Source organism: Pseudodesulfovibrio halophilus DSM 5663 (genome assembly GCF_059568665.1).
This window is the reverse complement of record NZ_JCANTV010000011.1, coordinates 161,781-183,306: the sequence shown is the minus strand read 5'-3', so window position 1 is coordinate 183,306 and position 21,526 is coordinate 161,781. Positions and strand designations below refer to the sequence as shown.

23 protein-coding genes and 2 tRNA genes are annotated in these 21,526 nt (G+C 60.4%); 18 read left to right on the top strand and 7 right to left on the bottom strand.

Annotated elements, in window-relative coordinates; translation table 11 throughout:
• Positions 1–39: 39 nt before the first annotated feature.
• Positions 40–945, top strand: a complete 906-nt coding sequence (locus tag BR24_RS09805) for an NAD(P)/FAD-dependent oxidoreductase (RefSeq protein ID WP_496541311.1) — start codon at positions 40–42, stop codon at positions 943–945.
• Here BR24_RS09805 and BR24_RS09800 read toward each other — a convergent pair.
• Complete coding sequence (locus tag BR24_RS09800) at positions 938–1,558, bottom strand: PilZ domain-containing protein (protein ID WP_496541310.1); 621 nt, start codon at positions 1,556–1,558, stop codon at positions 938–940. The genes BR24_RS09805 and BR24_RS09800 overlap by 8 nt on opposite strands.
• Before the next feature lie 127 nt (positions 1,559–1,685).
• On the opposite strand from BR24_RS09800, the gene BR24_RS09795 reads away from it, so the two are divergent.
• Positions 1,686–1,952: a hypothetical protein gene (locus tag BR24_RS09795; RefSeq protein WP_496541309.1), complete on the top strand. Its 267-nt coding sequence runs from the start codon at positions 1,686–1,688 to the stop codon at positions 1,950–1,952.
• Here BR24_RS09795 and BR24_RS09790 read toward each other — a convergent pair.
• Positions 1,859–3,070, bottom strand: a complete 1,212-nt coding sequence (locus BR24_RS09790; RefSeq protein WP_496541308.1) for a YibE/F family protein — start codon at positions 3,068–3,070, stop codon at positions 1,859–1,861. The two genes, BR24_RS09795 and BR24_RS09790, sit on opposite strands and share 94 nt — an antisense overlap.
• 60 nt (positions 3,071–3,130) lie before the next feature.
• Positions 3,131–4,624 (bottom strand): alkaline phosphatase, encoded by a 1,494-nt coding sequence (locus BR24_RS09785; RefSeq protein WP_496541307.1) that lies wholly within the window; start codon positions 4,622–4,624, stop codon positions 3,131–3,133.
• Positions 4,625–4,914: 290 nt separating this feature from the next.
• Between BR24_RS09785 and BR24_RS09780 the strand changes: the two genes are divergently transcribed.
• The 11 genes from BR24_RS09780 (at position 4,915) to BR24_RS09730 (ending at position 13,305) form a co-directional block, all read left to right on the top strand.
• Positions 4,915–5,658, top strand: coding sequence for a cytochrome c3 family protein (locus BR24_RS09780; RefSeq protein WP_496541306.1), 744 nt, complete (start codon positions 4,915–4,917; stop codon positions 5,656–5,658).
• Between the two features lie 12 nt (positions 5,659–5,670).
• The gene (locus BR24_RS09775; protein ID WP_496541305.1) at positions 5,671–6,837 is read left to right on the top strand and encodes a 4Fe-4S dicluster domain-containing protein; all 1,167 of its coding nucleotides are present in this window, start codon (positions 5,671–5,673) and stop codon (positions 6,835–6,837) included.
• Positions 6,810–7,799 (top strand): RnfABCDGE type electron transport complex subunit D, encoded by a 990-nt coding sequence (locus BR24_RS09770; RefSeq protein ID WP_496541304.1) that lies wholly within the window; start codon positions 6,810–6,812, stop codon positions 7,797–7,799. Before BR24_RS09775 ends, BR24_RS09770 begins: the two co-directional genes overlap by 28 nt.
• Positions 7,796–8,386: an RnfABCDGE type electron transport complex subunit G gene (gene rnfG, locus BR24_RS09765; protein ID WP_496541303.1), complete on the top strand. Its 591-nt coding sequence runs from the start codon at positions 7,796–7,798 to the stop codon at positions 8,384–8,386. The genes BR24_RS09770 and rnfG overlap by 4 nt, the downstream gene beginning before the upstream one ends.
• A 9-nt stretch (positions 8,387–8,395) precedes the next feature.
• On the top strand, positions 8,396–9,070 hold the full coding sequence (gene rsxE / locus BR24_RS09760; RefSeq protein WP_496541302.1) for an electron transport complex subunit RsxE: 675 nt from the start codon (positions 8,396–8,398) through the stop codon (positions 9,068–9,070).
• Positions 9,071–9,077: 7 nt separating this feature from the next.
• Complete coding sequence (locus BR24_RS09755; RefSeq protein ID WP_496541301.1) at positions 9,078–9,593, top strand: DUF2059 domain-containing protein; 516 nt, start codon at positions 9,078–9,080, stop codon at positions 9,591–9,593.
• Complete coding sequence (locus BR24_RS09750; protein WP_496541300.1) at positions 9,583–10,098, top strand: DUF2059 domain-containing protein; 516 nt, start codon at positions 9,583–9,585, stop codon at positions 10,096–10,098. Before BR24_RS09755 ends, BR24_RS09750 begins: the two co-directional genes overlap by 11 nt.
• Before the next feature lie 15 nt (positions 10,099–10,113).
• Positions 10,114–10,686 carry an electron transport complex protein RnfA gene (locus tag BR24_RS09745; protein WP_496541299.1) on the top strand — a complete coding sequence of 191 codons (573 nt, stop codon included), beginning with the start codon at positions 10,114–10,116 and terminating at the stop codon, positions 10,684–10,686.
• A 9-nt stretch (positions 10,687–10,695) separates the two neighbouring features.
• Positions 10,696–11,055, top strand: a complete 360-nt coding sequence (locus tag BR24_RS09740; protein WP_496541298.1) for a cupin domain-containing protein — start codon at positions 10,696–10,698, stop codon at positions 11,053–11,055.
• Positions 11,056–11,067: 12 nt separating this feature from the next.
• Positions 11,068–13,167, top strand: a complete 2,100-nt coding sequence (locus BR24_RS09735; RefSeq protein WP_496541297.1) for an FAD-dependent oxidoreductase — start codon at positions 11,068–11,070, stop codon at positions 13,165–13,167.
• A 61-nt stretch (positions 13,168–13,228) separates the two neighbouring features.
• Positions 13,229–13,305, top strand: a tRNA-Val gene (locus tag BR24_RS09730).
• A gap of 107 nt (positions 13,306–13,412) precedes the next feature.
• Here the strand turns inward: BR24_RS09730 and BR24_RS09725 are convergent.
• Positions 13,413–14,090, bottom strand: coding sequence for a hypothetical protein (locus tag BR24_RS09725; protein WP_496541296.1), 678 nt, complete (start codon positions 14,088–14,090; stop codon positions 13,413–13,415).
• A 559-nt stretch (positions 14,091–14,649) separates the two neighbouring features.
• Here BR24_RS09725 and rbp point away from each other — a divergent pair.
• Complete coding sequence (rbp, locus tag BR24_RS09720) at positions 14,650–14,913, top strand: RNA-binding regulator (RefSeq protein ID WP_496541295.1); 264 nt, start codon at positions 14,650–14,652, stop codon at positions 14,911–14,913.
• Positions 14,914–14,997: 84 nt separating this feature from the next.
• On the top strand, positions 14,998–15,147 hold the full coding sequence (locus BR24_RS09715; protein WP_496541294.1) for a hypothetical protein: 150 nt from the start codon (positions 14,998–15,000) through the stop codon (positions 15,145–15,147).
• Positions 15,148–15,158: 11 nt separating this feature from the next.
• Here BR24_RS09715 and BR24_RS09710 read toward each other — a convergent pair whose 3' ends face one another.
• Positions 15,159–16,322 (bottom strand): CgeB family protein, encoded by a 1,164-nt coding sequence (locus BR24_RS09710; RefSeq protein ID WP_496541293.1) that lies wholly within the window; start codon positions 16,320–16,322, stop codon positions 15,159–15,161.
• Between the two features lie 134 nt (positions 16,323–16,456).
• A tRNA-Arg gene (locus BR24_RS09705) sits at positions 16,457–16,533 on the bottom strand.
• Positions 16,534–16,726: 193 nt separating this feature from the next.
• Here BR24_RS09705 and BR24_RS09700 point away from each other — a divergent pair.
• Both BR24_RS09700 and BR24_RS09695 read left to right on the top strand, forming a co-directional pair.
• A complete protein-coding gene (locus BR24_RS09700) occupies positions 16,727–17,296 on the top strand; it encodes a UbiX family flavin prenyltransferase (RefSeq protein ID WP_496541292.1) in 570 nt (189 codons plus the stop codon).
• A 9-nt stretch (positions 17,297–17,305) separates the two neighbouring features.
• Complete coding sequence (locus tag BR24_RS09695; protein WP_496541291.1) at positions 17,306–17,983, top strand: metal-dependent hydrolase; 678 nt, start codon at positions 17,306–17,308, stop codon at positions 17,981–17,983.
• Here BR24_RS09695 and uvrC read toward each other — a convergent pair.
• The gene (gene uvrC, locus BR24_RS09690) at positions 17,980–19,794 is read right to left on the bottom strand and encodes an excinuclease ABC subunit UvrC (protein ID WP_496541290.1); all 1,815 of its coding nucleotides are present in this window, start codon (positions 19,792–19,794) and stop codon (positions 17,980–17,982) included. The two genes, BR24_RS09695 and uvrC, sit on opposite strands and share 4 nt — an antisense overlap.
• Positions 19,795–20,073: 279 nt before the next feature.
• Between uvrC and BR24_RS09685 the strand changes: the two genes are divergently transcribed.
• A complete protein-coding gene (locus BR24_RS09685; RefSeq protein ID WP_496541289.1) occupies positions 20,074–21,432 on the top strand; it encodes an outer membrane homotrimeric porin in 1,359 nt (452 codons plus the stop codon).
• The last annotated feature ends 94 nt before the right edge of the window (positions 21,433–21,526 follow it).

The window sequence follows — 21,526 nt, the reverse complement described above, 5'->3', positions numbered from 1 at the left end:
GACTGGTGAGCGTTTTCGACAACTCAAAAGGAGTAGCACATGAGCGAACTCGCCAGACAATACGATGTGGTCATTCTCGGTTCCGGCCCCGGAGGGATTCAGGCCGCCATCCACGCATCCCGAAAGAAAGCGTCCACCCTGCTGCTGGGCAGAATCGCCGACAGCAGCCTCTTCTGGGCGCATGTTGAGAACTACTGCTGCATGTTCAAGGTCTCGGGCGAGGAAATCCTGCGGACCGGACGCGAACAGGCTCAGGCATTCGGCGCGGAGTTCTTCGACGAGGACGTGCTGAAGGTCGAGAAAAAGGACGATCTCATCGTCATGGAAACCGAAAGCGGAGAGATAATCGAGGCCAGATCACTGATTATCGCCACCGGCACCACGCGCAACAAACTCGGCGTCCCGGGCGAGAAGGAACTGCTCGGCAAGGGCGTGAGCTACTGCGCTGACTGCGACGCGGGCTTCTTCAAGAAAGAGGTCGTCGTGGTTGCGGGCTGCCGCAGCGCCGCTGCCGGGGGCGCCGTGACCCTCAGTCATCATGCATCGGAGACCCATCTGGTCTGCGACGAGCTCGACGTCAGCGAAAAGCTGCGGCTGAGACTCGTGGACGCGGGCGTGATCCTGCACGAGGGGCGCTCAATCCAAAAGATCGAAGGCGAACATGCCGTGACCGGCGTGACCCTCGACGACGGTGAAAAGCTCGACTGCGCCGGGGTGTTCATCGAACTGGGCGCCAAGGGAGTGCTCGAGCTGGCGGCCAGCCTCGGCCTGACCATGGACGAGTCCATGCGCTATGTGGATGTTGACCGCAAGCAGCGGACCAACGTCAAGGGCGTGTTCGCGGCCGGAGACATCACCGGTCCTCCGCTGCAGATGGCCAAGGCCGTTGGGGAAGGCTGCGTTGCGGGCGTGTCCGCGGCAGCCCACGCAAAGCAGTTCAAATAGGGTTCAGGGCGCCTGCCTGGCGCTGATACTCGATGAATTCGGCGACGGCCCGGCGGAACTCCTCTGCCGGGTCGTCGAACGTCAGGACGGCGTGGGGAACGTCCTCTTTCACAAAGCGGCGATAGACGCTGCACGGTACCTCATAGTGGTCCCCGGCTCCGAAGACCCGAAACCGCAGCATGGCCCGCGCACCAACCTCCGGGATGTCATCTCCAGGAGTCAGCCGCATACGGGCGGCGGACGGACTCATGTCCACGAGGAAGCCCTCATGGACATCGCTTCCGTTGGTCAGCGTGGCCGGAAAGGAACAGACGGCCCTCGGCTCGCTTCGCACGTCCATGTCTTCGGGAAATCCTTCGGGGAGGAGGCGCACCGTCGTACCGGAGCCATGGTGTGACTCCTCGACAATGGCCCGGAAGCCCATGAGGCGACCTTCGCGAGCAAAAAAGACCATGGCGGGAGCGTTGGCGAGGATTCTTCCGGCGGCATACGCAGGCGTCGAGACATAGGCAACGATCCCGTTTTCCGGGTCGTTTTCGGTCACCACCCCCACGAACCTGTCGCCCAAGGGCGGAAATTCGAACAGGGCCCTGTCTCCGACGACCAGCTGCATGCCTACCCCTCAATCCTTTGCGCGTACGTTAGCAATTCGGCCCGGTCAGGGCAATTATGGAAAAGACAAATTGCGCTCCGGGGCGAAACGGTTCAGTATTCACCTGATGTTTCGATACCTCTGCATATTGAGTTGGACGGGTTGCCTGCTGGTTCTCGGGTTGCAGGCTGTCATGAGCCTCGGCAGCGACGGCCGGGAGTGGATAACCCTCATGGACTTCGCCCGATTCATCGACGTGGACCTTTTCGCCGTGGCCACGCGGTTATCTCTGACGTGGTTCGTAAAGCTGCTCTACCTGCTTCAGTCAGTAAAGCTGGCCGAGGCGCTCTGGTGGCTGGGTGCGGGGTTCTGCGCGGCGTGGGCCGTGAGCGGAGCCTTCTCCTCCCGGCGCTGACCGGTGAGCAGAATGCCGCCCGCCAACGCCGTGAACGGTGCGACAAGCACCAACCCGAAACTCCCTACCAGCGTCCGCAGTACTTCCGCCGCAACGTATACGAAGTTGAAGGTGCTCGTCAGCGGGATGCCCTGCGCCATGAAGGCCATGAGCAGCGTCAGATATCCCCCCGAATAAGCCAGCAGGAGCGTGGTCGTCATGGTCCCCACCACCGCGCGTCCGACACGGATGCCCGACATGACCGCCTCGCCCCGCTCGATGCCGGGCTTCTTCTCCACCACCTCCCGCATGCTCGCGGCCACATCCATGGCAAGATCCATGACCGCTCCGGACGAAGCCAGAAACACGCCCGAAACGAAGATGGCGGTCAGGTCCAGATATTCGTACCCGGAATACAGGAGGGTCTCCGCAAAGGGCATTACCGCGCCGTGCACATGAAACTTGTCCGTGAACCACAACGCGAGCAGGCAGCTTGAGAGGATGCCCATGAAGGCCCCGGCGAACGCGGTGAGCCCGGCTCTGGTAGGACCGGCCACAAGGAAAATGATCGCGGCGCTCAGGAGCGCGACCACGCCGAGAGCCAGTGGTACGGGCGGCACGCCCTGAAGCATCAGCGGCACCAGCACCTTCCAGAGCATGAGCCCGGTGAAAAGAAACGAGAGCAGCGCACGCGCTCCGGTCCACCCGCCGAACACGAGCAGAAGCACCGCAAACAGCCCGAGCAGCCACAGCTCAAGACCGATGCGATAGTGCGCCTGCGGATTGACCACCTGCGGGCGGCCTTCGGGCCCGGGCGTGATGACCGCCAGCGCGCGGTCCCCGGACCGGAACAGTTTATCCCTGTCGAGCTGCCCGAGAAGCTGGTTGTCCCCCTCGAGAACCATTCCCTCGAAAGGGCCGTCGAGCATTCGCATCACCACGGTCTGGGTACCCTTGCGGATCAGACCGTAACTGTGAATCTCCGAATCATCCACCTCCAGCACGAGCGCCTCGCTGCGGACGGAGTCATCCTTGTGTCTGTTTTCGAACCCCGTGGGGACAAGGTACAACACGACGCACAGGAGCAGGAAAAGAACTACTACGGCGACATCTCGGCGGCGGGATCGGAGCATGGTCATCCTGAAAATGAACCGGGACGGCGCATGGCAACGCCGCCCCGGACTGCGGTTCTTGAATTGCTACTGCGCCATGGCCGTGTTTTCAGCGGGCAGGTACTGAGCCTTGGCCTCCATTCCCATCAGGTCCATGAGACGAAGCGCCACATCCACGTTGTCGTAGGAACCGTTGAAGCGCTCATGCCCCACGCCGATTGCGGAAGTTGAGACCGGAACACCGGTGTGCTTGTAAGAAGTCCAGGAGAGCCCCGCGTTGTTGTTGAGCGCGTGGGTCAGGGACATGGCGAGCGGGTCGTAGCCGCCATACAGCAGGTAGGTCTGCTCGCCGGATTTTTCCTGCTTGCCTTCCATGCTGCGTTCAAAGGCCTTGCGCACGCTTTCCACCTGATACGGTGCCAGCACGAGGCGGTCCTTGGAGGGATCGCCTTCGAACTTGAGACCGAAATACTCGGTGATGAGCGGCTTCATGTCCTCGAACGTACCGCCCTTGGCCTTGAAAGCGGGCATAATCTCGTCGGTGAATTTCTGGAAGGAAGCCTTCTGCGCGCCGAGCACTTCAAAGTAGCTCTTGTACTTGGTGCCTGCAAAGCCGAGAGTCAGACCACCGCACTCGTGGTCGCCGGTGACCACGATGAGGGTCTCGTCGGGATGCTTGGCCAGAAAGTCCATGCCAACCTTCACGGAATCGTCGAAGGCCACGGTGTTGCGCACGGAAGCGGCCGCGTCGTTGGCGTGACAGGCCCAGTCGATCTTGCCGCCCTCGACCATCAGGAAGAAGCCGTTTTCATTGTCGAGCATCTCGATGGCCTTGGCGGTGAACTCGGGAAGCGTGATGTCCTTGCCGTCCATGTCCATGGCGTAAGGCAGCGCCTTGCCGTCGGGCAGCCTGGCGTTCCACGCCAGCACCTTGCCGTCGCCGGGCTTGAGCGTCATGAAGGAGTCCCTGTCGGTAACCACCTTGTAGCCGTTGGCCTTGGCCTTTTCCACCGCGTTGCCCTGCGGATTCTTGGAGCGTTTGCCTTCAGGGTCCTTCAGCCCGCCGCCTGCGAAAAAGTCGAAACCGGAGTCGGCCAGCTGGCAGTCGATCTCATGATACATCTTGCGGGTCTTCACATGGGAATAAAACGCGGCGGGAGTGGCGTGGTCAATGGAGACGCTGGAGACGATGCCGACCTTCATGCCGTTGTCGCGGGCCATTTCCGCAATGGTCTTCACGGGCCTGAAATCCGGGTCCACGCCGATATAGTTGATGTTGGTCTTGATTCCGGAAGCCAGCGCAGTGGCAGAAGCCGCGGAGCCGGTGATGAAGCGGTCGTTCGCGAAAGTCGTGGTGATTCCCTGCGCGGGCATGGAGTCGACGTGCAACTTGCGGCCGAGGAACTGCTCGGTGGCGGCACGCTGCGGCAGCCCCATTCCGTCACCGATGAACAGCATCACATACTTGACCTTGGGCTGATCGGCGGAAGGTGTTTCGGCCTTCTGTTTACTGTTGTCGCAGCCCAGCGCCAGCACCGCAAAAAGCACCAGCAGGACCGCTTTGGCGGCAAATCCCCTCATTGCATTCCTCCAGAAGTTGGGTTGTTACGAGCAAAAAAATCTGAATCTGCCCTTCCTTAGCAGGAGGCCGTCACGGATCCGTGGCGGTCATGCGTCCATAGGAAACACCCGTTTTACAAAACTGCTACAATAAAATCAGACTCTTAAAGTATGATTAAAACTGAAAAACCATAAACGGTTCGCAGGCAAGAACACGAGCGGGACACATAACAATTCGGGAAAGAGGTGGACGAAACTCCGTTGTTTTCGTTACACAGTAGAATTAAGAATTTCCATTCGGGGGGAGCCTTTTGCGTAGACGATACATTCCGATAACCGTCATTGCCGTGATCCTGCTTGTGGTCTCGGTGCTCGGCTACGTCACCCCGGCCGACACGGACTCTCCCCCCGTAAAGGTCCTCCTCGAGACCAAGGGCGGCAATGTGCTTTTCACGCATCAGTCGCACCTCGACGGATATGGGATAGCCTGCGAGGACTGCCACCACACGAGCGGCAACGACCCCAACCCGCCCCGCTGCACCGACTGCCACCCCTCGAAGTTCAGCACGGAATATCTCGAGCAACACAGCGAAATGCAGATGCCCCGGAGCCAGTGCGCCAGCTGCCACCACGCCCGGGCGGACATCTCCCCCTTCGACCACGAGGGGCATATCAACGACTACACATACGACTGCACCGACTGCCATCACGGCCCCGAAATAGAAGAAGAACCACAGCGGTGCTCCAATTGCCACGGCCCCGGCGACGCCGAAAAGCCCTCGCTCATGAACGCGGCGCACGAGCGCTGCGCCCAGTGCCATCAGGACAGGCTGGAAACCGGTTACCGCAAATGCGGCTACTGCCACACGCGAAAGATCGTCCCGCCTGAGATGATCACCTTCACTCCGTGCTCGGATTGCCACAAGGACCCGGTCTCCAACTCCATCCCGGCCCGGGTCGCCGCCTTCCACGAGCGGTGCATGGGATGCCACGAGCGCTTCGGCGCCGGCCCATACGGGGAGAACGCCTGCAACCGATGCCATATCAACCAGTGACGGACAGGGGATATGTACAGACACGACTTTCGCCTCGGCACTCTTGAAGCCGGTCCGCTCGGCACCATCAGCGCACCGTCCCTGCTTCGCATCGCGCTGGAATGTCACGAGCCGCTAGTGCGTCAGGGCGACGAGGTGCTGGCCGACCAGCGCATAGCCCGCTCCACCCGTTCCGGCGTGGGCGACATGCACACCTCCCATGCGGGCAGGGTCAGCGCGGTCCATGACGACCTCATCACGGTGGAGACCGGCGGAGAAGGCGTGTCCGAACGCGCTCATCCTCCCGCGGAGCAGGCCGAACTTACCGGCTGGCTGGCACGCATGGGCATGAACACGGCCCACATCTACCCCTCACGGCTGCTCATCATCAACAACGTCCCCCGCGAGCCGGGGCACGACACGGTCTTCCCGCTCATGAACGACCAGCGCAAGGCGTTGGAGCTCGGCCTCGAGATCATCAAATCGGTGGTCACCCCCGCAAAGACGGTTCTCGCCGCAGCCAAGGGGACGAGGGTGCTGGCCTTTCCCGACAGCACCGTGCACTTCGTTCCCGCGAGACACCCATACGGCATGGCCCCCATGGTGCTTCGCTCCGTCACCGGCGAAGAGACGCCCCCGGCCGGGCGGCCCGCATCAGCATGCATCGTCTCCCTCGAAGACCTCTATATCGTCGGACGAATGGCAGAATCCGGCCGACCGTACACGCACACCGTCTGCCAGATGGGCAACCGTACCGTGATGGTTCCAGTCGGCACTCCGGCAGACCACCTGCTGGCAGAAGGAAAGACCCGGGCGGCAGAAGGAGACCGGGTCATATTCGGCGGCCTGCTCACCGGAGCGTCCGTCTCGCGTCTGGAACAGGGAACCGACAAGGCGACCTCGGCCGTACACGTCATCCCCGCGGGCCTGTTCCCGCCGACCCGGGACGCCTCCTGCGTCGGTTGCGGCGAATGTTCCCGGCGCTGCCCCTCGCGCATCCGTCCGGATCTGGTCAGCCGCGCATCCGAGTTCAAGCTCTACGAGCGCTGCGAGGCCTACGGAGTGTTTTCCTGCATTGAATGCGGCATCTGCGGCTATTTCTGCCCAGTCAGACGCCCGCTGCTTCAATACATTCGGCACGCCAAACACGAAATCAATCTTCAGAAGGGACAATGCGAGATACTGGAGGCCCCGGCATGATGATCAACCAGCCTGACACGCTGCTCACGGTGGCCGAACCGCCGCACGTACACAGCGGAAGGACTTTCCGGGGCATGACCCTTGAAACGTTCGTCGCGCTCCTGCCCGCGGCGGTGATGGCCGCATGGCATTTCGGGCTTCCCGCTGTGCGCGTCATGGCGCTGGCCTGCGCGGTGGCCGTCATAACGGAAGCGATCTGCTGGCGCGTGGTGAAGCGCGAGAGTCAGGTGGACGACTACACCGCCGCCCTTTCGGGGCTGTTCTTTGCCTTCCTGCTCCCGGCCTCGACCCCGTGGTGGCTTGTGGGCATGGGCGCGGTGGTGACCATCACCATCGGCAAGATGATCTTCGGCGGCAACGGCGGCAACCCGCTCGGGGCCGCGCTTGTAGGCTGGGCCTCCTGCCGAATCTCATGGGGCGGCTCCATGGACGCCTACACCACCATGCTGGACACCCCGCTGCGAGCCCCCCTGCATGAACTCAAATTCTTCGGCCTCGAAGCCGTCTCGGACATCACCCTCAAATCCATGATGCTGGGCGACCAGCTGGGAGGACTCGGCGCGGCCCAGACGGGCGCGGTGCTGCTCGGCGGCCTGTACCTCCTGTTCAGGCGCATCGCCAGACCCGAGATTCCCTTCGGCTACCTGCTGGGAGTGGCGGCTGCGGCCCTCCTCTTCCAGTGGGCCTATCCGGGCGAGCAGGCTTCTCCGCTGTTCCACATCCTCGGCGGCAGCACCGTATTCGGGGCGTTCTTCCTCGCCACGGACCCGGCGCCGTCTCCGGTCACGCCCGTGCCCATGCTGCTCTATGGCCTGCTCGGGGGCATCCTGACCATGCTGATTAGGGTCTACGGCGTTTACCCGGATGCCGTTCCGTTTGCGCTGATACTGGCCCAGCTCGCCACACCGCTGCTGGACCGCATCGCTCCCAAGCCTTTCGGAACATGGAGGTCGCCCGCATGAAGGAAATGATCCGCATGGTCTTCGTGCTTTCGCTCATCTGCGGGGCCTCCGGCCTGACGCTGGCCAGCCTGCGCGACGCCACCGAGCCATATGTCATTGAACAGGAACTGACTTACGTTCAGGGGCCAGCCCTGAACCAGATTTTCCGCGACAACGACAACAACCCTGTTCGCGACAGAAAACGCATCGAGACCGGGGACGGTGACGAAGTGCTGGTCTTTCCCGCGAAAAAGGACGGAAAACTGACCGGCGTTGCCTTTCAATCCATCGGCAAAGGCTTCGGCGGCGATCTGGGCATCATGGTGGGGTTCAAGGTCGGCGGCGAAAACGGAGCGGAGCTGGCCGGGATAGGCGTAACGACCATGAAGGAAACGCCCGGCGTGGGGTCACGCATCACCGAACCCGATTTTCGCGAACAGTTCAGGCACCACCCGCTGGAAGGCGTCGCCCTCAAGGCCACCGGGGGCGACATTGACGCGGTCTCGGGCGCGACTGTTTCCTCCACGGGTACGGTGGGCGCGGTGAATCAGGCCATCAAGGTCTATCACAAGATCAAGGAACGGATACCGGCGGCCTTCGGCTCCTAGGAGAATCGCATGGGCACACTCTGGCAGGAATTTTCGAAAGGACTCTGGGACGAGCTTCCGCCGTTCCGGGTGGTGCTGGGCCTCTGCCCCACGCTGGCGGTGACCAAGACCGCAGACAACGGGTTCGGCATGGGGCTGGCGGTCATCTTCGTGCTGACCATGTCCAACGTCTTCGTCTCCCTGCTCAGGAACTTCATCCCGGACAAAGTGCGCATCGCCTGCTTCATCGTGGTGGCGGCCTCGCTGGTGGTCTGCGTGGAACTGCTCATGCAGGCCTTCGCCTATCCGCTCTACCAGCAGCTCGGCATCTTCGTGCCGCTGATCGTGGTCAACTGCATCATCCTCGGCCGGGCCGAGGCGTTCGCATCGCGCCACACCGTCCTCTACTCCGCCGCCGACGGCTTCGGCATGGGGCTCGGCTTCGCGGTATCCCTGACCTTTCTTGGTGCGCTCCGGGAAACTTTCGGCTACGGAACCCTTTTCGGCAACGACGTCATGTGGAGCGGCTTCGAACCGTTTTCATTCATGATCGAGGCTCCGGGCGCATTTGTGTGCCTCGGACTGGTGCTGGGCGCCATGAACGCGCTAACCAACTGGCAGCGCGGCATCCGCGGACTGGATGCAGTGGAAGGCCCCAAACACGACTGCAAGACCTGCGGCATGTGCAACAAGCAGGTCAGATAGGACACGCATGAAACAACCGATTCTTACTCTCTCCATTCTCTTTGTCGCGCTGTGCCTCGATCCCCTGCCGCTCCGCGCGGCAGAGGTCGACAACGGCGACGCAGGCGCCCCGGATCGGCAGGATGTCATCCGCGTTCTGCAACTCTCCGGGGAGCTGGACAACGTCAGGCTCCTCGTGCGCCGGATGCACGCCATGGCCAAGAAACGCTACACCGAGGCCAACCCCGGCAAGGGGGAGCGCGTGGCCGAGATCATCAAACAGGAAATGCAGGCAGAGTTGAACAGCAGCCTGCCCAAACTGGCAGACATGATGGCAGAAGCGTGGCTGCCGCACCTGACGCAAAAGGACGTGGACGTCCTGCTGCAATTCTACACGACCCCCACCTGGAAGAAGCTCCGCGAGAAACGGCAGGAGATATCCCGGGAAGGAATGACGCTCGCCCGAGGCTGGGCCAACGCCTTCGCACAGCAGGCTGACCAGAGAATCCAAAAAAGACTTCAGGAGGAAGGACTTGCTCCGTAACACCCGCACCCACTTCGCCGCCATGGCGGTCCTGCTCGCACTCGTCTTCGCGGTACCGTCTCATGCGGCCACCGACTCCGACATCGACAAGGAAAAGCGCAAAAAGATCGTCCACATGCTTGAACTCAACGGCGTTACCAACTCGCTCCCTTCGCTGGTGGGACCGAACATCGACGGCGTCATGGCCAAGATCCGCCGGACGCACCCCGACCTGACCGAAGAGGCGAGAGAAGCCATCAACAAGGAAGTGCAGTCGCTGTTCAACCAGCTCATGGATGTGACCATGAACGTGCTCACCGACATGTACGACCGCAACTTCACTACGCAGGAAATCGAAGAGCTCATCGAGATTTACGAATCCCCGGTCTGGCGCAAGCAGGTGACCCTTCAGGGCAAGATGTACCGCCAGATGGCCGAGGAGATGCAGAAAGTGAGCGCGCCGCTGATGACGGCGACCATGGAACGCATCCGGCAGCGATGCGAGGAGCTCGGCATAGAATACTAACGCAAGAGGAGCGGCATGGATTACTTCGTGCTGGTGATCGGGGCGATATTCGTCAACAACATCGTCCTGGCCCAATATCTCGGAAACTGTCCGTTCATCGGCACCTCCAAGGAAACAGGAGTGGCCATGGGCATGGGCTTCGCCGTGGTCTTCGTGGCGGTCCTGGCCGCGGCCATAACGTGGCTGGTGCAAAAGCACCTGCTCGTGCCGTACAATCTGGGATACCTGCAGACCATCGCCTTCATTCTGGTCATCGCCTCGCTGGTGCAGTTCGTGGAAATGTTCCTCAAGAAGATGATCCCGCCGCTCTACAAATCCCTCGGCATCTTCCTGCCGCTCATCACCACCAACTGCGCCGTGCTCGGTATCGCCATCATCTGCCAGCGGGAAGAGTTCTCGCTGCTGCAGACGGTGATCTACTCCACGGCATCGGGCGCGGGCTTCCTGCTTGCGCTCGTGGTTCTCGCGAGCATTCGCGAACGCATAGAAATGGCAAGGGTCCCCGTGGCGCTCAAAGGGACGCCCATGGCGCTGATCATGGCCGGGCTCATGTCGCTCGGCTTCTTCGCGTTCAAGGGAATGGGCTAGGAGGTAGGCATGAAGAAAAAGGGAAGACACTCCAAGGTCAGCCTGCTGGAGCTGGCGAGCAAGGTGCAGGAGGACTGGAAAAGCCTTCCGGTCGCGACCATCAACGATCAGGACATTCGCGTGAGCGTCCTGCAGCGCGAGTTCCACTGGCACACGCACAACGATTCGGACGAGGCCTTCTATGTCATTCAGGGCCGTCTGGAGGTCGATTTCGAGGACCGGACGGAAACGCTCGGGCCGGGAGACCTGTTGGTCGTCCCGCGCGGCACCCTTCACCGCACCCGTTCCGATCTGCGCACGGTGAGCATCTGTTTCACCGCTTCGGGAACGGAGCCGACAGGCGACCTCGCCTCGGCCAAACCCCAATGATACGGTAGCGGCATGATTACATCCTCGGTTCTCGTCCTTCTCGGCATCGGATTCACGGCAGCAGTCGTCCTCGCGGTGGCCTCCAAGGTCCTCTACGTCTACGAAGACCCGCGCATCGCGCAGGTGGAACGCGTTCTGGCGGGCGCCAACTGCGGCGCGTGCGGCTACCCCGGCTGCAACGGCGCGGCCAACGGCGTGGTCAAGGGCGAGGCCGGTTCCGACGTCTGCGTCATCGGCGGTCCCGAAGTGGCGAAAAACGTCGCACGGGTCATGGGCATCGAGCTCAAGGTCACCGAACCGAAGATCGCCTTTGTGGACTGCACGGGCGGGGACCGCGCCGAGGACGTATACGGGTACGAGGGCGTAACCGACTGCCGCGCGCAGGCCATGCTCTACACCGGCTCCAAGATGTGCCCCGAAGGGTGCCTCGGCTACGGTTCCTGCGTGGACGCCTGCGCCTTCGACGCCATACGCATGGGGCCGAACGGCTACCCTGTGGTCAACCCCGACCGCTGTGTGGCCTGCAATGGCTGCGTGGTGGCCTGCCCTCGCGGCGTCATCTCGCTGGTGAGCCTGTCCTCCCGAATGACCCACCTCAACCTTGAGACCGACTGTCTTGCCCCCTGCCGTCAGCGCTGTCCGGGTGAAATCAACATTCCCCGCTACATCGAGCAGGCCAGCCGCGGCGACATGGCAGGGGCGCTCGCGACGATTCGCGAACGCATCCCCATGCCGCTCTCCATCGGCCGCGTCTGCCCGCGTCCCTGCGAGAAGGACTGCCGCAGACAGCACGTCGAAGAGCCCATCGGCATCAACATGATCAAGCGCTACATCGCAGACTGGGAGATGAACTCCGGCGAGCGCCAGCCCATAGAATGCCTGCCGGACACGGGCCGCAAAGTGGCTGTCATCGGCGGCGGCCCGTCAGGATTGTCATGCGCCTACTTCCTGCGGAGGCTCGGTCACGCGCCCACCATTTTTGAATCAATGCCCAAGATCGGCGGGCAGTTGCGGTATGGCATTCCAGAATACCGGCTACCAAAGGCCGTGCTCGACTGGGAGATTGAGGGAATCCTCGAGCTCGGCATCGACGTGGTCACAGAGACCAAGTTCGGGCGGGACATTTCCCTGCCGTCACTGGAAGAACAAGGGTACGAGGCGGTATTCCTCGGCATCGGCGCGTGGGTCAGCGGCCAGCTTCCCGTCGATGGAGCGGACGCCAAAGGCGTTGAAGGCGGCACCGAGTTCCTGACCAAGGTCGGGCTCGGGGTGCCGGCCGAAGTGGGCAAGAAGGTCGTGGTCATCGGCGGCGGCAACACCGCGGTGGACAGCGCTCGCACCAGCCTGAGACTCGGCGCGGACGTCACCATGGTCTACCGCCGCACACGCGAGGAAATGCCCGCCAACGTCGAAGAAGTTCAGGCCTGCGAGGACGAAGGCATCAAATTCCAGATGCTGGCCACCCCCAAACGGTTCATCGTCAATGACGAAGGCCGGGTCACGCACCTTGAATTCATCCGCAACGAACTGGGCGAACCCGACGCCTCGGGACGCAGAAAACCTGTGCCTGTCGAAGGATCCGAGTCCCGCATCGAGTGCGACATGGTTCTTCTGGCCATTGGCCAGCGCCCTGAACTGGAATGCCTGTATGACGACGAAGGACAATGCTCCATCGAATCCACGCAGTGGCGCACCCTCGCCGCCGACCCGGACACGCTGCAAACCGCCGTACCCAACGTCTTCGTCGGCGGTGACGCGCACCTCGGTCCGGATCTCGTCATCTCTGCTCTCGGCGAAGGAAGAAAGGCTGCGCGGAGCATTCATCAGCTGCTGACCGAAGAGGCGCTGCTCGTTCCCAAGCGGCTGCAGCGAGGGATGATCCCATACACGATCTTCAAGGAAGTTCACAACGTCAACATCAGGCATCGCTCCAAGATGCCGCATCTCTGCCATGGAGAGGAGCGCGTATGCACCTTTTCCGAAGTGGAGGGCGCGCTGGACACCGAGCAGGCCAAGTATGAAATGTGCCGCTGCATGCGTTGCGGGCTCACCTGCTACCACCGTTCCGGCGACGACTGCGAATCATGTGATTCCCCAAGGGCGGAAACATGAAAAAAATGCAAAAAAGGGCTTGCCAAGCTGCACCGCTGAACGTATAAGTCTTCTCCGCCGTGGGCGATTAACTCAGTTGGTCAGAGTGCCATCTTCACACGGTGGAAGTCACTAGTTCAAATCTAGTATCGCCCACCACCACGAAAGCAAAAGCCTCCAGTTTCGACTGGAGGCTTCTTTCGTTTATGGACCGCCCAGAAAGAAAGGTCCGCCTCGGGCGGACCTTTTCATTCTACTCGACTGTGCTAATGCGCGCAGGCCTCACGAAACACATCCTCGCCGGCGAGCCAGCGCGGCACCGCATCCTTTTCCTTGAGCAGGATGCGTACGGCCAGCGGCATGATCACCAGATAAGAGTGAAGCCCCATGGCGGCACAACCGTCCACGAGAGCATCGCGCGGGATGGCGCTTACTTTCTTGTGGTTGAAGAAGTTCGTCACCGACGACTCGGGGTCACAGGCATGATAGGCGGCGAGACACTCACCGGCATCTAGGGAGTACTGCCCCCGGCAGACGCTCGGCCGGCAATCATATACGGAGCAGTTTCCGTCCAGCAAAAACGGACACGGTATCTGATTCTCCACCCAATGATTCTTGTACGCTATCCATTCGTCCCTGCTCAACTCGTCCAGCCGGTCATGAACGCGATTGAAGATGGACCGGTCGACCCCGCAAGCGACCTTGATCGTCTCGGGGATACTCGCATGTACAATGATATGGCAACAGTAATGACACCCGGCGCTACACGCCGCGTCACGGGGCGTCCTGAGCAGCACCTCATTGTGAAGCGCCTCCGTTACAGCCACCACGGACGGTTCCGACAGATCGTTGCCGAGCTTTTCGACAACGAATTCCTTGGCCTTGCTCTTGTCATTCCAGGCAGCGATATGAACCTCCAGATGAGTGGCTTTTTTCCATAGCATCGCCCTTTATCAAGGACGGGAAAAAACTTGTGGCACATATCCATTCCTCATTTCAAGAAGGATCGCGCAAAGAACAACACATGAACAAGTGCTCAAAAAAATTTTAGTCATGCTTGAAAACTTTTATTGCATAGCTGTAAATTGTTTTGAGCATCGTCTGTATACAAATTTCATCTCATGACTGCTCAATGCAGTATAATAACCAGACTCAATCCATGTCATTTATTGCAATAAACATGTCATACCCATTTTATTCATTCGCACTACAATGATTTCGAACGCAGCATACATCACACACAAATTTTGTTTGAAATCATCCTGTCGCCGAAAAATACAGATATCCCCAAAAAGACCTTGACACAGGGTTCATTTTGAAGGATTGTCCCCTCTGACACACACCAGCGGCACCCGTGGAGGCGCGGTCTAAATGTTGGCCAGCGCTGGTTTGAAGGAAACAGGTACATTCAGGAGCAGCGAAAGCATCTTGCTTGCTGCTCCTTTTTTATTATTGGCGCACGGGCGCCATTGCATCATCACTCTTGTTCTAGGAGAACAGTACATGTCCAAGAAGCTTTATGTCGGCAATCTGCCCTGGTCCATGACCGAAGACGAAGTTCGCGCCGCGTTCCAGACCTACGGCGAAGTCAACTCCGTCAACCTCATCGAGGACCGTGAAACCGGTCGCCCTCGCGGCTTCGGTTTCGTCGAAATGGGCGATTCCGACGCGCAGGAAGCCATCGACAACCTTGACGGCAAGGATTTCGGCGGCCGTAATATCAAAGTGAACGAAGCTCGTCCCCGCGTCGAGCGCCCCCGCTGGTAGCTTCCTGCTTCAGTAAAGGCATCCGGCGCCCGTCTCTCATCCGGGAGGCGGGCGCTTTCTTTCACCTGCTACAAGGAGATTTCATTGGCCCAGCGCAACTATAAATTTGAAAAACGTCAGAAGGATCTGGCCAAGAAAAAGAAGAAAGAAGAGAAGCTGCTCAAGAAGCAGGAGAGGAAACGGGAAAAAGAAACCCCCGCTGAAGACGAGCACTCCGAGGAGTCCTCAGAGTAACCAGCAACAGCTCAGAAGACCTTACGCATCACGGAGACAATCTCCGCCAGACGATGCTCGTAAGTGTGTTCCGCCAGTATCCTCCGGCGGGCGGCTTCGACCACCCCGCGTCTTCCTGCGGGATCCTCCAGCCAGCGGGCGACCTGTGGGCCGATGTCCTCGGACCGGTCGTAGCAGGCCACTTCGCTCTCAGGATCGAACAACCCCTCCAGCGTCTCTCCGGCGTCTGTCAGCAGGAATCCACCGCAGGCAGGAACGTCGTACACCCGTTGGTTGACCGATGCGTACGACTGCAGGCTCGTCACGTTGAAGTTCACGGCATTACTCCCGTAAAAGCCGGGCAGCTCGTCGCGATAGGACAGCCGCGGCTTCCATTCGTACTCCCCTCTCCCCGCCAGCGATTTGCGCCAATACGCATCCCCGACCACGACAGGCCTGAAAGGAAGAAGCTCACGGATGGCGGTTATGCGATGCTTTCGGGTGGCCTCCATCTGCACCAATCGTAGGTAGAGGGTCCGCTCTTCATCGGAAAGCCTTTTCCATACATCATAGAGCGACTTCTCGCTCCGAAGCACACGAAAAACAGGAGCTCCCGGCGAAAGGAGCCACTTCTCCGCAAGGGGCTTGAAACCGCGCAGAAGGTCGGCGCAGTAACGCCCGGCCTTAAGCACGTCCGCGACCTTTCCGGTCCACGACGACCCCACAAACCCGACCCCGGTCTTTCCGGGTACGTCATCACCGCGTCGAAAGCACTCAGGATCCGTGCCCAGGGGAAGATACCCCGCATACGCCACGCCTGTTCTGCCGATGGCCCGCGCCGCCTCGGGGTCCCACGAAAACACGGCCAGCAGCGCATCCGGTGAAACCGGCCCGCGCATGTACATCTCATGGCGGTCCACAAACCAGCTTGCAAGCGGCACGCCGCGCCCTCTCAGCAGCTCCAGGACCTGCCCCTCGCCGTCGAGTCCCGCATGGTTGACGGTCAGGATGAAGTCTGGCCGCCGCGCGGCGATCGCCTCGAAAAGCTCCTTCAGAAAATCCTGCGACTGACGAAAGGCGATGCGGCGATGGGTGACTCCGAGCCGCTCCATGGCACGACGCAGCTCCGGGACGATGAAATAGTCCTGTTCGACGAAAAGGATGTCGGGAGTGTCGCCGATTCGCACTGATGTCATGACGTACTCATTAGTCGCGGACGAAGCGAAGGTCCAGCGCGAAATCATCTGCCCCCACGGCCACAGGCACCGTGAGCTGGAAGCATTGCACGAAAAAGCCCCCGACGGGCGGGGGCTTGGGGATTACATATTTGTGGCGGGCAATGCAGGAGTCGAACCTGCGACCTCCAGCTCCGGAGGCTGGCGCTCTATCCATCTGAGCTAATTGCCCGCACGAAACGGGGTTACTATATTACCCCGGTATCACTGTCAAGCATAGCCCGCCAAGAGACAAAATAGAAGCTCTGTGACGAAATACCGAAAGAATGACGGGGTTTCGGCTTGATTATCGTTCTAAAAAAAGTTTAGATATACCCCAAAGATTTCATTCGGCACCATGCCGGACAAAGCCGGGAGAAACAGATTTGCCCAGTACCGACAGAAGGATCGTGCTTGCCGTGACCGGTGCGAGCGGGATGCCTTACGCCATGGCAACGACCAGAGCCCTCGCCGCCGCTCCCGGAGTGGAAACGCACCTCATAGTTTCCGAAGCCGCCGAGAAAGTCTTATCCATCGAAACCGGCATGACCGTGGACGACCTCGCCAAGGGCTGCATCCTGCACGACTGCAGAGACATCACCGCTCCGCCCGCCAGCGGATCATGGCGACACGACGGCATGATCGTCTGCCCCTGCACGATGAAGACCCTCGCCTCCATCGCCAACGGTTACGGCGAAGGGCTTCTGCACCGTGCCGCGGACGCCACCCTCAAGGAAGGCCGCAAGCTCGTGCTCGTCCCGCGCGAGACTCCGCTCGGCGTCATCCATCTGGAAAACATGCTCCGCGCCGCCAAGGCGGGAGCCGTGATACTCCCGGCCTGTCCGGGCTTCTACCACGAGCCCGGCGGGGTCGACGCTCTGGCCGGATTCATCGCCGGCAAGACACTGGATCAACTGGACATCCCCCACGACCTGTATCGTCGCTGGGGCGACTAGGAGGAACGGATGGAAGTCACCTGGTTCGGTCATTCAAATTTTCGCATCAAAAACCGTGAAATCACGATCCTCATCGACCCGTTTTTTGTGGGCAACCCGGCGGCGCCGGTTACGTACAAGGACATCAAGGAAGCCGACCTGATCCTTGTCACCCACGACCACGCCGACCACGTGGGCCAAACCCTCGAGCTGGCAACGCGTCTGGACACCGAAGTAGTCGCCATCTTCGACGTCATCCAGAGCCTGATCGTGCAGGGCCTTCCGGAATCTCTCGGCGTGGGCATGAACATCGGCGGAACCGTGGTTCGGTACGGCATCAACATCAAGATGGTTCAGGCCGCACACTCCTCCGCCACCGGCTCCCCCGCCGGGTTCATCCTGACTTTCGAGGACGGCCGCTGTCTTTACTATGCCGGGGACACGGGCCTTTTCGGAGACATGGCACTGTTCGGACAACGGCACGACATCGACACGGCCTTCCTGCCCATCGGCGGGCGCTTCACAATGGACGCCGAGGACGCGGCCCACGCGTGCACCATGATCGGCTGCGATCAGGTTGTGCCCATGCACTGGGGCACGTGGCCGATCCTGCTGCAAAACCTGCAGGACTTCGAAGGCGCGTTGGAACGTTGCTCCCCGTCGACCAGGATGGTCCCCACGGAGATCGGCAAGCCTTTCGAAATCTAGCTGCGGGACTTGGCCTTTCGCATTCGCTCCAGCGCTTCGTGGATGACCGCGGCCCGCTTCTTTCCGATGCCGGGCAGCGACAGGATGTCGTCCAGAGAAGCATCCAGCATGGCATCGATCCCGCCGAAACGATCCCACAACAGCCTCGCCGTTTTGGGACCGACCCCTTCTATGGATCCGACCTGACTGTCCAGTACGCGTTGCTTTCTGGTTCGTCGCTGTGCCCCGATGACCAGCCGATGCACTTCATCGCGAACCCGTTGCAGAAAAAGCAGTTCCGGCGAGCCCGGCTTGAGCTTCACGGGATTGCTCCTTCCGGGCCGGAAAATCCTGTCCTCCAGCTCTCCCGCTCGACGCGAAGGCCCCTTGGCAATGGACGCCAGCGGCCAGTCCGCCCCCTGCTCGGATAAAACCCGCTCGACCGAGGCAAGTTGCCCCTTGCCGCCGTCGATGAGCACCAGATCGGGCCACGGCGGACCGGACTCGATACGTCTTTCGGCCCACTCGGCAAGCGCGGCATAGTCGTCTGAGCTGCCTTCGGACTCCGGAACCGAGTACACCCGCGTGTCATCCTTGGAGCGCAGCCCGTTCACGAACACGACCTGCCCCACGCGCATCCCCTGCCCGCCGAGGTGCGAAGCGTCCACACCCTCGATACGCTCCGGCTCTCTGTCCAGCCGCAAGGCGTTCTTCAGCATGACGGAAACGCCGACTTCGCGGTCAGACTCGGCCCTGAGCGCGACGCGGGAGGCAAGCTCCACAAGGTGCTTGTCCCGGGAGCCATAAGGGACCGCAACGCGCACCGCTTTTCCGGAGTGCTCCGAAAGGGCTTCGGAGAGCACCTCGGGATCTTCGATGCCCGGCGCGATGATACGCGGAGGCAGGAACTTCCCCTTTGTATAAAACTGAATGAGAAAACTCCGAAGCGCCTCCGGCCCCTCCTCCAGCGTCAGTCCGGGCCAGAAGAAGTGCTTTTCATCCAGCAGCTTGCCCTGCCTGATGAACAGCAGGCCGAGCCCGAGCCCGCCGGCGGTCTCCGCCATTGCCGCGACGTCGAGGTCTTTCCCGTCCGGCAACACCGCGACCTGTCGTTCGACGGTCTGCTCCACTGCCCGGATCTGATCCCTGATTCGGGCGGCCCGTTCAAATTCCAGCGCCTCCGAGGCACACTGCATTTCGCGCCGCAGCTGGTCGAGCAGTTCGGACGTCCTCCCGGCCAGAAACAGTTCAACCCGTTTGACGACCTCACTGTACTCGTCGGGGTCCACATCGAGCACGCACGGCCCAAGACACTGGCCCATATCATAATATAGGCACGGGCGAACGCGGTTGTTAAAGGCGTGATCGGAACACTTGCGCAAAGGGAAGACCTTGCCCACAAGTTTCCATGTCTGCTTGGCGGCGGTGCCCGAGGTGAAGGGACCGAAATGCACCGCTCCGTCACGAACAGCCCTTCGCGTCATCACGAGGCGAGGATAGCGGTTCGACTTGTCCAGCCGAAAGAGAACATACTGCTTGTCGTCGCGAAGCACCACGTTGTAGCGCGGGCGATGTTTCTTGATCAGGCTTGCTTCAAGAAGCAGGGCTTCCTTTTCCGAGGACGCGAGAAGAATGTCTATCGAGTCAATGCGCTCCACCAGCGCCCGGGTCTTGGGAGTCAACCGCTCTGACGCCCGGAAATACGACGCCAGCCGCGCGCGAAGACTGGACGCCTTGCCCACATAAATGATTCTCCCCGAAGAATCCTTCATGAGATAGACACCGGGAGAGCGGGGAAAATCCGTGGGTGAAAATTTGTACTTCGTACTCAACGACTCGAACTCCGATTTGGCAAAAAAAGCCGGTTTCCATGTTTTTCGAGTAATACCGCGAGTAGACGCACCTATCAAGGACAACAAAAACACTTTACATTTCAGGATGATAGCAAAAACGCGACGCTACTGCGGACCAATTTTTTGGACTGTAAAAAAAATTGTACCTTTTTCAAAAAATCACGCACCAACCCCTTGCATCCCACCCCACCCTCGCGTAAAAGGGGACTCGGTAATGCCAATTGCTTGGCGCAAATTGCAAAAGAAGGAAGGTAAACAATGAAACGTTTTGTCATGCTGGCTCTGCTCTGCACTTTCGTGCTGGGCCTGGCCACCACCGCTTCCGCGGCTGACATCAAGGCTTCCGGTGACTACACCTTTGAAGCCTACTGGCAGAGCAACATGGGTCTCGACGATGACCTGAACACCGACAGCGACCAGGCCTACAACGTCCTGCAGCGTCTGCGCACCAAGTTCCAGTTCATCGCCAACGAAAACCTCAAGGGCGTTGTGTACACCGAAGCTGGCACCAACACCTGGGGCGTCGGCGCCACCTCCATCACCGCTAGCCAGAATGCTTTTGAACTGAAGCAGGGCTACATTGACTTCAACTGGCCCGGCACCGAAATCAACTCCCGCGTTGGTTTCCAGGGCATCTCCCTGCCCTCCGCAGTTGACCTCAATGGCGGCATGATCCTCAACGACGAAGTGGCTGCTGCCACCGTCAGCGGTCCGATCACCGAGAACATCTCCTACCTCGTGGGCTACGCTCGCGCTGGTCAGAACGCCAACGAAGAGAACAAGCTCGGTCAGCAGGACGTCTACATGGCCGTTGCTCCGATGGCTTTCGACAACATCTCCGTGAAGCCGTTCTTCGCATACGCCAACGTTGGCGACAACGTTGGTAACGCCCTTCTCGGCGGCCTCTCCGCGTTCAACGCGACTGCCGGCGAAAAAGAAGTCGACGGCGCATGGTGGGCAGGCGTTGCCTTCGAAGGCACCTTCGCTGACTTCGTGACCAAGGCTGACTTCAACTACGGTGCTGTCGACGCTGACGAAGACATCAACAAGATGTCCGGTTACCTGTTCGACGCTTCCGTGGCCTACACCGGCTGGGAAGAGTACGTCACCCCTGAAGCATTCTTCGTCTACACCTCCGGTGAAGACGGAAACTCCACCGACGACGGTGGCGAATCCGAGCGTATGCCCACCCTCGCTGCTGACTGGGCTATCAGCTCCTTCTTCACCGACGGTAACTGGGGTCTCTCCGGCGCCATCGCTGGTAACGACCCGAGCCTGCTCGGCTTCTGGGCTCTCGGCCTCGCAATGAAGGACTTCTCCTTCATGGAAGACCTGTCCCACACCGCTCGTATCGTCTACTACACCGGTACCAACGACGAAGACTGGGTTGCCGACGCTGACGTTGCTACCTTCAACAACCGCACCTACGGCAACACCCTGACCGAAGAAGATCACGTCTGGGAAGTCAACTTCGACTCCGAGTACAAGATCTACGACGAGCTGACCGGTTACGTGCAGCTTGGTTGGGTCAACGCCGACCTGGATGAAGACGTCTGGGGCAACGACACCGGCGGCGACGCTTACAAGCTGTCCATGGGTATGAACTACAGCTTCTAAGCTGTAAGCGACTACCTGCTTGCCAAGCGACATTACCGGGCCGGGGCTTTTGCCCCGGCCCTTTTTTGTTGGCTTTCATCCTCTCGACTTTTGC